Annotated in this window: 13 protein-coding genes; 4 read left to right on the top strand and 9 right to left on the bottom strand. The window is 60.4% G+C overall.

Annotation, left to right across the window (positions count from 1 at the left end; genetic code table 11):
• Both NW853_RS13010 and NW853_RS13005 read left to right on the top strand, forming a co-directional pair.
• On the top strand, nucleotides 1–1,210 hold a 1,210-nt coding region (locus NW853_RS13010), incomplete at its 5' end, for a hypothetical protein (protein WP_414349230.1).
• A 77-nt stretch (nucleotides 1,211–1,287) separates the two neighbouring features.
• Complete coding sequence (locus NW853_RS13005) at nucleotides 1,288–2,205, top strand: methylenetetrahydrofolate reductase (RefSeq protein WP_414349229.1); 918 nt, start codon at nucleotides 1,288–1,290, stop codon at nucleotides 2,203–2,205.
• Here the strand turns inward: NW853_RS13005 and dapB are convergent.
• The 6 genes from dapB to rpsL all read right to left on the bottom strand — a co-directional run bounded on the left by dapB (nucleotide 2,202) and on the right by rpsL (nucleotide 8,017).
• Nucleotides 2,202–3,038 carry a 4-hydroxy-tetrahydrodipicolinate reductase gene (gene dapB / locus NW853_RS13000; protein ID WP_414349231.1) on the bottom strand — a complete coding sequence of 279 codons (837 nt, stop codon included), beginning with the start codon at nucleotides 3,036–3,038 and terminating at the stop codon, nucleotides 2,202–2,204. The two genes, NW853_RS13005 and dapB, sit on opposite strands and share 4 nt — an antisense overlap.
• Before the next feature lie 91 nt (nucleotides 3,039–3,129).
• Nucleotides 3,130–3,447, bottom strand: coding sequence for a 30S ribosomal protein S10 (gene rpsJ / locus NW853_RS12995; protein WP_414328725.1), 318 nt, complete (start codon nucleotides 3,445–3,447; stop codon nucleotides 3,130–3,132).
• A gap of 92 nt (nucleotides 3,448–3,539) precedes the next feature.
• Complete coding sequence (gene tuf / locus NW853_RS12990; protein ID WP_414333470.1) at nucleotides 3,540–4,769, bottom strand: elongation factor Tu; 1,230 nt, start codon at nucleotides 4,767–4,769, stop codon at nucleotides 3,540–3,542.
• 31 nt (nucleotides 4,770–4,800) lie between these two features.
• Complete coding sequence (gene fusA / locus NW853_RS12985; RefSeq protein ID WP_414349227.1) at nucleotides 4,801–6,924, bottom strand: elongation factor G; 2,124 nt, start codon at nucleotides 6,922–6,924, stop codon at nucleotides 4,801–4,803.
• A 153-nt stretch (nucleotides 6,925–7,077) separates the two neighbouring features.
• On the bottom strand, nucleotides 7,078–7,548 hold the full coding sequence (rpsG, locus tag NW853_RS12980; RefSeq protein WP_414333474.1) for a 30S ribosomal protein S7: 471 nt from the start codon (nucleotides 7,546–7,548) through the stop codon (nucleotides 7,078–7,080).
• A gap of 61 nt (nucleotides 7,549–7,609) precedes the next feature.
• Nucleotides 7,610–8,017 (bottom strand): 30S ribosomal protein S12, encoded by a 408-nt coding sequence (gene rpsL, locus NW853_RS12975; protein WP_414333476.1) that lies wholly within the window; start codon nucleotides 8,015–8,017, stop codon nucleotides 7,610–7,612.
• Nucleotides 8,018–8,178: 161 nt separating this feature from the next.
• On the opposite strand from rpsL, the gene NW853_RS12970 reads away from it, so the two are divergent.
• Nucleotides 8,179–8,880: a ComF family protein gene (locus NW853_RS12970; RefSeq protein WP_414349225.1), complete on the top strand. Its 702-nt coding sequence runs from the start codon at nucleotides 8,179–8,181 to the stop codon at nucleotides 8,878–8,880.
• On the opposite strand, the gene NW853_RS12965 is transcribed toward NW853_RS12970, so the two are convergent.
• Complete coding sequence (locus NW853_RS12965; protein ID WP_414349223.1) at nucleotides 8,881–9,819, bottom strand: prohibitin family protein; 939 nt, start codon at nucleotides 9,817–9,819, stop codon at nucleotides 8,881–8,883.
• Nucleotides 9,820–9,925: 106 nt separating this feature from the next.
• Entirely contained in the window at nucleotides 9,926–10,729 is an 804-nt protein-coding gene (locus NW853_RS12960; protein WP_414333482.1) for a prohibitin family protein, read from the bottom strand.
• A 236-nt stretch (nucleotides 10,730–10,965) separates the two neighbouring features.
• Between NW853_RS12960 and NW853_RS12955 the strand changes: the two genes are divergently transcribed.
• Entirely contained in the window at nucleotides 10,966–11,247 is a 282-nt protein-coding gene (locus NW853_RS12955) for a hypothetical protein (RefSeq protein ID WP_414333483.1), read from the top strand.
• Nucleotides 11,248–11,267: 20 nt separating this feature from the next.
• On the opposite strand, the gene NW853_RS12950 is transcribed toward NW853_RS12955, so the two are convergent.
• Nucleotides 11,268–11,903 (bottom strand): 4Fe-4S single cluster domain-containing protein, encoded by a 636-nt coding sequence (locus NW853_RS12950; protein WP_414333485.1) that lies wholly within the window; start codon nucleotides 11,901–11,903, stop codon nucleotides 11,268–11,270.
• Nucleotides 11,904–12,095 lie beyond the last annotated feature (192 nt).

Raw genomic sequence — 12,095 nt, 5'->3', positions numbered from 1 at the left:
CCTTCCCTGCACCGACTGCGAGGGTATTCCATGGCAACCGGGATCCCCACCCCCCACCCCCTCCTCCCGCGCCTTGGGCACCTATCGGCCTGACCAGCTCACCTTCTCCTTCCGCGTTGAGCCCCACGAGACGTCCACCCGCCTCAGCGGCAGCTTGCACCTGGATACTACCACGCCTCTGATTCACCCCGGCGAGGGGGTGCGCCTGGCGATCCAACGGGCTTTCTGGGGAGAAGACGCGCTGGAGCCGCTGCCGCCTCCCCAGGACTTCCACCCTCAGCAGATCAGCCGCGGCTGGTTCCAGGAGCGCAGTTGGATCTTCCCCTTCCCGCTGCCGGCTGCCAACACCACTGCTGCCTTGCGGCTGGATTGGCTTCTAACCTCCCCGATTCCGCCCGATTCTGCTCCCTTTCAACGGGGCAGGCCGCTGCCGCCCCCCACGGGCCGGCTGTATCACGGGGTCGCCTGGTCGGGCATGCCAACTTGGGAGCAGCTCTTGTCCTATCGCCAGGCCATCGGCCAGCCCCCTGCCTGGGCAGCCGTAGAACACCTGTGGGATCCCCGCCAGGACTTTCCGCAGTCGTTGGCCAGTCGCCTGCGGGAGAGCGGCTCTGTTCCCTACCTGCGCCTGCGGCTGGATCCGGCTCAGCTTTCCGCCTTGGCCAGTGGGGAACAGGACGAGACTTTGCGCTCTTGGGCCCGCGCCATCCAGCGCTTTGCCACTCCCATCATCCTGGCCGTCGTTGTGGGAGACGGGGATCCCGAATTGCAACGACGGGCCTACCGACACCTGATGCAAACCCTGCGCTCCGAGGCCAACTTGCTCTGGGTTGTGGAGCTGGAGGGAGAAGATGCCGCAGCCGTGTCCGCCTGGGCTGGGTTCTCTGAGATGGATTGGCTGAGCCTACCGGGGGATCCCGCCACCTTTGAACCGATGTACCGCCGCCTTGTGGCTCTCAACCCGGAAGTGCCTGTGCTGCTCCGCGGGCCGGCTTTGGGCTCAGAAGCCGCTCAACCTCTGCTGGCAGGTCTAGAAGACCAACGCTGGCCCCAGGTAATCGGCTGGAGCTGGGCCCTGGGCGCGGATGGGATCCCGCCTGCAGCAGCCCAGGACTGGCAGCAGCATCTGCAACAGGGGGATGCCAAGATATGGCTGGGGGAAATGCAGGTGCAACCCCCGCCCAGCCCCCTTCCCTCGCCCAAGCCCTAAAAGAGGGCAACCTGTCTGGAAAAATCGCCCGGAAAAGTCGATAATAGGCCAGCCGTTTTACCTTTTCTTCCGCAATTGTGGCCTTGACCCCCTCATCACCCCCCTTGTCTCGCTTTGCCCAGGCCATCCAGGAGGGGGAGTTCCTGCTCACCGCCGAGATCACACCCCCCAAGGGATCCGACACCAGCACCCTGCTGTCTCTGGCCCAGCAGCTCAAAGGTCGGGTGCATGCCATCAACATCACCGACTCCAACCGCGCCATGGCCCGCATGAGCCCCCTGGCCGCCTCGCTGCTGTTGCATCAGGTGGGCGTTGAACCCATCCTGCAGTTGGCCTGTCGGGATCGCAACCGCGTGGCTCTGCAGGGGGATCTGTTGGGGGCCTCGGCGCTCGGCCTGCGCAACGTGTTGGCCCTCACCGGGGATCCCATCCACATCGGCGATTGCCCCGACGCCCGCGCTGTGTTCGACCTGGAATCGGTGCGCCTGCTGCGGCTTATCCAGCAGCTGAACAATGGCCTCGACTGCAACGGCAAGCCCCTCCCCGACGGCGGCACCTGTCTGTTTCCGGGAGCAGCGGTAGAACCCCAATCCGGCAGCTTTTCCGGCCTGGAGCGGCGCTTCCAGCGCAAGCTGGAAAACGGGGCCCAGTTTTTCCAAAGCCAGATGGTGACCGACTTCGAGCAACTGGAGCGCTTTATGGACAAGCTGGGTCGCCCCGCCGGCAAGCCCATCCTGGCCGGCATCTTCCTGCTCAAATCCGCCAAAAATGCCCAATTCATCAACTGCAACCTGCCGGGGGTACAAATCCCGGACGCCATCATCCAACGGCTGGCCAACGCTCCCCATCCCCTAGAAGAAGGGATCCGCATCGCCGCCGAACAGGTGCGCCAGGCCCGTCAGATCTGCCACGGCGTGCACCTGATGGCCGTCAAAGCCGAACATCTCATCCCGCGTATCCTGGACGAGGCCGGGATCCCCCCTCTGGCTGGCTAGCTCAACACCTGCTCCAGCCCGTAGACCAATCCCTTGAGCTGCAGCACCTTGCGGATCCCCAGGATCACCCCCGGCATAAAAGCCACCCGATCCGTGGTGTCGTGCCTTAAGGTAAGGGTTTGCCCCATGCCGCCGAAGATCACCTCCTGGTGGGCGACTAGCCCCGGCAGGCGCACGCTGTGGATGGGAATGTTGGGGCCGGGGATCCCGCCCCGCGAGCCGGGGAGCAGCTCTTTTTCTTCCACTTCGGGCGGGTTGAAGGCTTTGCCCAGTTGACCCAGCCGTTGGGCCGTCTGCAGGGCCGTGCCGCTGGGGGCATCCGCTTTGCGGTTGTGGTGCAGCTCGACGATCTCAACATGGTCAAAATATTGCGCCGCCTGCAGTGCCATCTGCTGCAACAAAATCATGCCGATGGCAAAGTTGGGCGCGATCAAACAGCCCACCCCCGACTTATCCGCCAGATCCCGCAGCCGCTCCACCTGCTCCGGCGTCAGGCCCGTTGTCCCCACCACCGGGTGCACCCCAAAGGCAATGGCCGAGCGGACATGTTCAAACACCGCCTGCGGATGGGTGAAATCCACCATCACACCGCGGCTGCTCCGCTGCGACAACCTCAGCAACTGCCCCGCTAGGTCATCGGTAATCTCCACCCCCAGGGATCCCAGGCCCAGCACCTCGCCGATGTCCAAGCCCAGTTGCGAGCGGGCTACCGCCCCCGCCAGGGTCATGTCGGGCGTCTGGGCAACAGCTCTCACCACCTCCCGCCCCATCTTGCCCAGTGCCCCCACCACCAAGACCGGGATAGGGGATGGGTTGGCTTCTGGAGTTGCCAACCCCTGATCGACCGGATCAACCGCTGCCGTCACCCCTTGCCACCCTCATCCACGCTCTACAACTGCGAAGACCGGGATCCCCGGAGAGCCATCACAACTTCACCTCAATATCCACCCCCGCCGGCAGATCCAGCTTCATCAAAGCATCGATGGTTTTGGAAGAGGGGGAATAGATGTCGATAATGCGGCGGTGGGTGCGGGTTTCAAAATGTTCCCGCGAATCCTTGTCGGTGTGCGGAGAACGCAACACACAGTAGATGCGGCGCCGGGTAGGCAGAGGGATGGGGCCCACGGGCACAGCATCGGTACGACGGGCCGTGTCCACGATTTTGTCGCAAGAAGTATCCAGCAGCCGATGATCGTAGGCTTTCAGGCGAATGCGGATTTTCTGTTGGGTCAGGGTAGGCATGGCCGGAGAAAGAGAACGATACAACAAAAAACCGACAGGGATCGAGTTGATCTGGGGCAACCAGCGCTCAATCCCTGCCGGGAAAAGACAACTTACTTCAGGATCTTGGAGACAACACCCGCCCCGACGGTACGACCACCCTCGCGAATGGCAAAGCGCATCCCCTGCTCGATGGCGATGGGCTGGATCAGCTCCACCGTCATCCTGACCCGGTCGCCCGGCATCACCATCTCCGGCTGCGAGCCATCGTCAGCCGTAAAGGAGGAGATGGTACCGGTTACATCGGTGGTGCGTACATAGAACTGGGGACGATAGCCGGCAAAGAACGGCGTGTGGCGACCTCCTTCCTCTTTCTTGAGGACATACACCTCAGACTCGAAGTTGGTGTGCGGGGTAATGCTCTTGGGCTTGGCCAGCACCATGCCGCGCTCCACCTCGTTCTTCTGAATGCCGCGCAGCAGCACACCGACGTTGTCGCCAGCGATCCCTTCATCAAGGGTCTTCTGGAACATCTCTAGACCAGTAACGGTGGTGGAGCGAGTTTCCCGCAGCCCCACCAGTTCCACCGTTTCGCCCACCTTGATGCGGCCCCGCTCGATCCGGCCTGTGGCCACCGTGCCCCGACCGGTGATCGAGAAAACGTCTTCTACGGCCATCAGGAAGGGCTTGTCCACATCCCGCTCCGGCGTGGGAATGTAAGAGTCTACCGCATCCATCAGCTCGTAGATCTTATCCACCCAGGGATCTTCGCCGCGCTGAGTTTTGGGGTTGGCCTGCATCCTTTCCAAAGCCTTGAGGGCGGATCCCCTGATGATGGGGATGTCATCGCCGGGGAAGTCGTATTTGGAGAGAAGCTCCCGCACTTCCAGCTCCACCAGCTCCAGCAGCTCTGGATCGTCCACCATGTCCACCTTGTTGAGGAAGACCACCAAGCTGGGCACCCCCACCTGACGGGCCAACAGGATGTGCTCCCGCGTTTGGGGCATGGGGCCATCAGCCGCAGACACCACCAAGATGGCTCCATCCATCTGGGCTGCACCCGTGATCATGTTTTTCACGTAGTCAGCGTGGCCGGGGCAGTCCACGTGGGCGTAGTGACGCTTCTCCGTCTGGTACTCCACGTGGGCGGTGTTGATGGTGATACCGCGGGCTTTTTCTTCCGGCGCTGCGTCGATCTCGTCATACCGTTTGGCTGTGGCCTGACCCAAAGCAGCCAAGGTGGTGGTGATGGCAGCCGTCAAAGTGGTCTTGCCGTGGTCAACATGGCCGATGGTGCCAACGTTGACATGGGGTTTGGTACGTTCAAACTTAGCGCGTGCCATGAATCGTCACTTCCTTTTTGGTTTCAGTCAGCTACTCATTTCCTTTGTTTTTGGCAATGATGGCTTCGGCGATACTGCGAGGAACTTCCTCGTAGTGGCTGAACTCCATCGTAAAGGTGCCTCGACCCTGGGTTTTGGAGCGGATATCGGTGGCGTAGCCAAACATCTCTGCCAATGGAACTTTGGCATTGACCTTGGTGATGCCGCCTTCCGTATTCATCCCCTCCATCTGGCCGCGGCGGGCGTTGATGTCCCCGATGACGTCCCCCACAAAGGCTTCAGGAACTTCCACCTCGACCTTCATCATCGGCTCCAGAAGGACAGGGCTCGCTCTGCGAGCTGCCTCCTTCAGAGCCATCGAACCGGCGATCTTAAAGGCCATTTCGCTGGAGTCCACCTCATGGTAGGAGCCATCCACCAGGGTGGCGCGGATGTCGATCAGGGGATAGCCTGCCAGCACGCCGGATTCGCAGGCTTCCCGGATCCCTTGCTCAGCCGGCCCGACATATTCTTTGGGCACAACGCCACCCACGATTTTGGAGACAAACTCAAAGCCTGTACCCGGCTCTGCAGGCTCCAGGTCGATAACCACATGGCCATACTGACCCCGGCCACCACTCTGGCGAACAAACTTGCCTTCGACGCGGCTGACCGGCTTGCGAATGGTTTCGCGGTAGGCCACCTGCGGGTTGCCGACATTGGCCTCTACGTTGAACTCCCGCAGCATCCGATCCACCAGGATCTCCAGGTGCAGCTCGCCCATGCCGGAGATGATGGTTTGATTGGTCTCGGGATCCACCGAGACGCGGAAGGTGGGATCCTCTTTGGCCAAGGCCTGGAGGGCCTTGGAGAGCTTATCGATGTCGGCCTTGGTTTTGGGTTCTACAGCCACTGAGATCACTGGCTCTGGGATAAACAGAGACTCCAAGATCACGGGAGCATTTTCGTCGCAGAGGGTGTCTCCGGTGGTGGTGTCCTTCAGGCCCACCACAGCCCCCAGATCGCCTGCCCGCAGCTCATCCACGTCCAAACGTTCATCTGCTTTCAACACCACCAGGCGGGAGATGCGCTCTTTTTTGTTTTTGGTGGAGTTGAGCACATAGGTGCCTTTGGTCAACACTCCCGAATAGACGCGAATGAAGGTCAGATCCCCGTACTTATCGCTCATCAACTTGAAGGCCAGCGCCGAGAAAGGCTCATCGTCGCTGGCCTTGCGCGCCACCTCCGAGCCATCCGGCAGCACCCCCTTGATGGCGGGAATGTCGATGGGAGAAGGGAGGTAATCCACCACCGCGTCCAGCAGCATCTGCACACCCTTGTTCTTGAAGGCAGAGCCGCACAGCATCGGCACAATTTGGCCGCTGATGGTGCCCTTGCGCAGACCAGCCATCAGGTCGGCTTCGCTCAGGTCTTCCTCGGCAAAGTATTTCTCCATCAGGGCTTCGTCGGTCTCGGCCACCGCCTCCACCAGCTTGGCCCGGTATTCCGCCACGAGATCTTTCATCTCCTCCGGAATGGGGGCGGGACGAATGTCCTTGCCGATCTCATCCATGTAGATGCGGGCCTGCATCCGCACCAAGTCAACAATGCCACAAAACCCGTCTTCAGCTCCAATGGGCAGTTGGATGGGCACAGCGTTGGCCTTGAGGCGCTCCCGGATCTGGTTGTAAACCTTGAGGAAATTGGCCCCCATGCGATCCATTTTGTTGACAAAGGCAATGCGGGGCACGTTGTAACGATTGGCTTGCCGCCAGACGGTCTCAGACTGAGGTTGCACGCCGCCCACCGAGTCAAAGACGGCGATTACCCCATCCAGCACCCGCATGGAGCGCTCAACCTCGATGGTGAAATCCACGTGCCCAGGCGTGTCGATGATGTTGATGGTGTACTCTGGTGCGCCGAGGAGGGGCTGGGAAGGATTTTCGGGATCCCGCTTGGTCCAACGGGTGGTGATGGCCGCAGCCGTGATGGTGATGCCCCGCTCCCGCTCCTGAGCCATCCAATCGGTTACCGCAGTTCCGTCGTGCACTTCGCCAATTTTGTGCACCAGACCGGAATAGAAAAGGATCCGCTCTGTGGTCGTGGTCTTGCCGGCATCGATATGAGCCGCGATGCCAATGTTTCGGACTCGTTCCAGGGGAACTGTGCGTGCCACGTCAACCTCCCAATCCTCGTCGCCCTGCGATTTGGGCAACCTAAAAAATCCTTTACAATTCTAATCTTTTTTGCCGATTTTGCTCCACTTGCCCGAACTCTGGGTGGACAGAGCAGGGATCCCAGGGACTACCCACCGCCCTGCCAAACGGATTCAGTAGCGGTAGTGGGCAAAGGCCTTGTTGGCCTCGGCCATGCGATGCACTTCCTCCCGCCGCCGAATGGTGCTGCCGGTTTCGTTGGCCGCATCCATGATCTCATTGGCCAGCTTGGCGGCCATGGTGCGGCCGGGACGGGCGCGGGAAAAGGTGACCAACCAGCGCAGCGCCAGGGAAGTTCCTCGTTCTCCCCTCACCTCCACCGGGACTTGATAGGTAGCCCCGCCCACCCGACGCGCCTTGACCTCCACCAGGGGGGTGGCGTTGCGGACAGCATTTTCCAACAGAGGCAGTGGCTCTTGACCGGTGCGCTCCCGCACAATGTCCAGAGCCTCGTAAAGGATCCTGGCAGCCAGGGAGGCCTTGCCCCTCTGCATCAATTTGCGGATCAGCATGGTGACCAAGCGGCTCCCGTATTTGGGATCCGGTGGCACATCACGGCGAGGCGCACGGTTGCGGCGAGACATAAGAGGTGGGTTACCTGTTGCAGAAAGGGTTGGGAAAGGAGGACAAGCGAGATGCCAAAGGCTATTTTTTCTTGCCGGCGGCGGCTGGGGCTTGGCCGGGCTTGGGCCGTTTGGCCCCGTATTTGGAGCGGCCTTGCTTACGGTCTTTTACCCCTGCAGCATCGAGTGTGCCGCGGATAATGTGATAGCGCACGCCGGGCAGGTCTTTGACTCGTCCTCCGCGAATCATGACCACCGAGTGCTCTTGCAGGTTGTGGCCGATGCCGGGAATGTAAGCTGTGACCTCAAAGCCAGAAGTGAGGCGAACGCGAGCTACTTTTCGCAGCGCCGAGTTGGGCTTTTTGGGTGTTGTCGTGTACACTCGGGTGCAAACCCCCCGCCGCTGTGGACAACCCTTCAGGGCAGGGGACTTGGTTTTGCGGACGGCGACGCTGCGCTCCTCGCGGATCAGTTGCTGGATGGTGGGCATGGGCTGGCAAAGAAGGCTACAACTCAAGTTATCCGGCAGTATTGAATCCTAGCAAGGCGGGATCCCAGCGTCAACTTAGGGATCTGCTGCCGGGGCTGTGACTTGAGTCTTTTGACTAGACTGGAGCCATCGGCAGGAGGTGGGGAGAGGGGCAACAGGCGATGGGCTGGCTGGATTGGTGGATTGCGCTTCCCTGTCCGCTCTGCCAGCGCCCGGCCAAGGCTGTGTTTTGTCGAGACTGTCAGCAGCGATTGCAGGCGGAGCGGCTCGACTCTTGGCCAGTTACCACTTCGCCTTGGCCGCTTTATGCTTGGGGGATCCACCGGGGAGCGCTGCGCAGGGCTCTCTATTGCCTGAAATATGAAGGACAGCGGCGCATAGGCGCGGTTTTGGGGGAATGGCTGGGATCCCGCTGGCTCGAAAGCCGGCAACCTTCTTCAGGCTCTCGTAGGGCCTACGGCTCGGACTATACGGTCGTCCCCATCCCTCTGCATGCGGAGCGCCTGCGGCAACGGGGCTACAATCAGGCGGCCCTGATCAGCCAAGCCTTTTGTGAGCGGACGGGTCTAAGACATTTACCTGAAGCTTTGGTGCGGGTGCGGGCCACGGCGGCCCAATATGAGCTCAACCCGCTGCAACGCCGGCAAAATCTGGCAGGCGCCTTTGCCCTCCAGTACGCTCCCGCCACGCCAGTTCTGTTGGTGGATGACATCTACACCACCGGCTCCACCGTTCAAGCGGCGCAGCAGGTCTTGGTTGCGGCTGGGATCCCGGTGGCCGGGGTGATTGTTGTGGCCAAAGCGCAGCCGGCTGCCCACCACCCCACCCTGCCCCAGGAGCTCCGACGGCGTGGCCAGGCCTGACTATTGGGCCTGTTGCGCGGCTGCCTGTCGGGGATCCACGTTGAGGAACACGGTGGCATCCCCCTCGACGCGAATGATGCGCAGAGGTGGCAGTGAGTCCGCCGGGTTTTGGATGCGCTCCTGCAGCTTTTCGTAAAACAGCAGATCCGCCAGTTCCGCGTTTTCCGCTGCCGCCTGTCCCTTTAGCTCGATGGCCCGCTGGTTGGCTGCCGCTAGGATCAACAGCCGCTCGGTTTCTTTTTGTTGAATTTGCGCCCGCACTGCTGCTGTTTGTGCCGTGATCGAGGCCACCTGTTTGCGTTCAATGGAATCTCGCAGGGCTTGTGGAAAATCGGGGTTGCCCAGAAAGAGGCCCTCTACCTGGATCAGGGGCAGGGCTTGGCCATCGCGGTTGACGGTGGGCATCTCTTGGCGGATCAAGTCCAGAGCCCGCTGCTCGATGGCTGTGCGCTGGCTTTTGCGGTAAAAATCTTCGGAATCGAAAGAAGCAGAGATATCGCGGATCTTGGAGCGCACCACCGGCACCACCACTGTCACAAGATAGTTCTCGCCGATGGTGGCGTGCAGCTCGTCCAAAGTGGCAAGGTTGGGCCTGAGGGCAATGGCCACATCGACGGCAAAAGCCTGCCCGTCAGCAGTGTTTACCGTGATGGCATTGCTGATGGCATTGGCCGAGTTGGAGTTGTTGGTAAACTCCCAAACGCGGGTGAGCACGCTGTAGGTGATTGGCGTCTCGATCCCCGGGATCCGGAACATCACTCCCGGCAATTCTACCCGCCCCTTTTGCAACCCAGAAAGGGTATTAAACACCACAGTGGCATGGCCGGGCAAAGTGACATACAGGCAGGCGCGGAGCATCCCCAAAGCTGCCAAGAGGGCAATCCCGCCCAAAGTTAGCCAACCAACTTTACTCTGGTGTGCTTCTTCTGTTGAATACATAGTGGCTGATCCCGTTTTGAGGTCTGAGGGAAGAGCTGGAGCAGATGGGGCCAGGCCCGAAAACTGTTCGCGTCAGCGGGACGGAGTCCTTTTTCTATTAGGTTTTCTATTTGGTTATCAAAGTTTCCAGCCGGGATCCCAGGACGGAGGCTTTCACCACCTCTAGGTACTTGGGATTCTGGGTGAGGGCCTGGGCCTTGGCTCGCAATTGGCCGGCTTCTGCCTCGGCTTGAGCAATGATGCTGCGAGCATCTTGGCGCGCCTGCTCGATCTCAAATTGTTTTTGCGCCAGTTGGTTTTCGGCGATAGTTTTTGCTTCAATAGCGGCTACAAAATCGGGATCGAAATCCACATCCCGCAGCAGAAAGTCCAAAACCTCGACGCCGTATTCCTTCAGCAAAAGGGCCACTCGTTCGCGAATTTGTCCTTGAAGCAGAGGGCGTTCGGTGGAATAGAGAGCTTGGGCGGAAAAGCCGCTGGTCTCATTCAAGATGACCGACCGGACGATGGGGGCAATGCGATCCAAGTAGTTCTCCCCCAGTTGGGTGTAGACCTTGGGGGCATCGAGAATACGAAATTGCAGCGTCGCCTCAGCCGCAATCTGCTGCCCATCCTGAGAGAGGGCCACCAGCCGCGGCGCATAGGCAGTCGGGTCGTTGTCCTTCCAGGTCAGAGCCTGAGTTTTTACGTCGAAGGTAACGGTGCGCGAGACAAAAGGCGGCACCCAATGCAGCCCTGGCTGCAAAGCAGTCGGGCTCACTCCCCCACCCCAGGTAAACAGCACCATATTCTCGCCGTTGCCCACCAAGCGCAGCGGCCTGCCCGCCGCCACCAGGATCAACGCCACTCCCACAAGGGTAGCTTTGGGCAACCAGCGACCCACCCGGCTTTCCCAACCTTCTGCTCGCATCTCTCCATCTCCTGCCAATGCAGCCATTCTCGCGGCTGTGAGAAGGTCGAGCTGAGAAACGGCTGCTATCTTTTAAGCTTTCTGCAGGGATCCCCGTCCTCTTTCTCAGACCCCCAGACGATGTTACTCGGTATCAAAAAGTTTACAAAAGATCACTTCACAATTCGCAAAGACCCAGGATAAGCCGGCAAAAAGGGAAGAAGATTAAAACATAATAAAGATTTGGGTTGCCGTTCATGCTGCCTACTATCGATTACGAGCGGCGAGATATCCAGGTGCCACCCTCCTGCATTGCCGTTGCGGCTCGGGCCTTGATCCGGCAGGGGGTATCCGTCTGCTGGCGGGAAGAAAGTCTATCTGCCCTGATTCGTCTGGGATCCAAAGGAGCCGGCGATCGAGCTGCCATTTTGCTGGTGGAAATGAGCCTCATGGGCCAGCCGGAGGAGCTGAAAAACTGGCTGGAGATGTGCTGGCAACTGCCCGCCTATCGCCGCGAGCCGTTGCGGGTGGGGGGATAGGGGATCCCTGTGGAGGCGCGCTAGCCTCGTTCGGACTCGTCGAAGAGAAACTGCCCGCCGTAGCCGGTGACGATGCGGGTTCCATCTTTGAGGATATGGATTTCCACCTGGTCGCTGGCCCAATTCAGTTGGTTTTCCAAGGCAGGGTTAAAGACATGTACCCGCTGGTTGCGGGAAGAGACCAGCGAGTGGGGGGAGCGAATGGCCTGGGATTGCAGATAGGGCCCGTCCACCAAAATATCCAGCTCCTGCAACAGCTCTTGGGCGCCGGGGGGAGCCTGGGGGGATCGCAACTCTTCCAGCGTGAATCCACTGAAGGCCATCGCCGTTAGCCCTTTCGCCTTCAGGAGCCGCGCCAAGCTGGCCAGGGCAGGAGCCTGCCAGAAGGGCTCTCCTCCCGAGAAGGTCACTCCCTCGTTTCTGGGGTTGCTGAGGATTTGCTCGGCCAAGTCAGCAACCTTGACCAGTTGGTTGACCTCAAACGGCCAAGAAGCGGGGTTGAAGCAGCCTGGGCACTCCCGCAGGCAGCCCTGCACCCAAACCACCGCGCGCCGGCCCGGCCCATTCACTTCCGATTCGTCCACATATCCCATCAGGTTGAGATAACCGGGAGGGATCCGGGCCTGAAAGTCCAGTGCGATCTTTGCCTTGGACATGGGTCACCTGCTGCAAAACGGCTTTGAGACTACTCTTAGCCTAGTGGGAAGCCGAACGCGAAAGCTGCAATCTTATAGTCATTTCAAATTTGGAGATGTCTCCACAGTGCTCCGCGCCGCTGACACCCTCACCCCCGGCCCCTCTCCCTGAGGGAGAGGGGAGTTAGAGCGGCGCGTTCGCGACAGCGTTGC

Origin of the sequence: Synechococcus sp. H55.11 (assembly GCF_047462475.1) — a bacterium.
Classification (GTDB): Bacteria; Cyanobacteriota; Cyanobacteriia; order Thermostichales; family Thermostichaceae; genus Thermostichus.
This window is presented reverse-complemented; position numbering and strand designations above follow the sequence as displayed.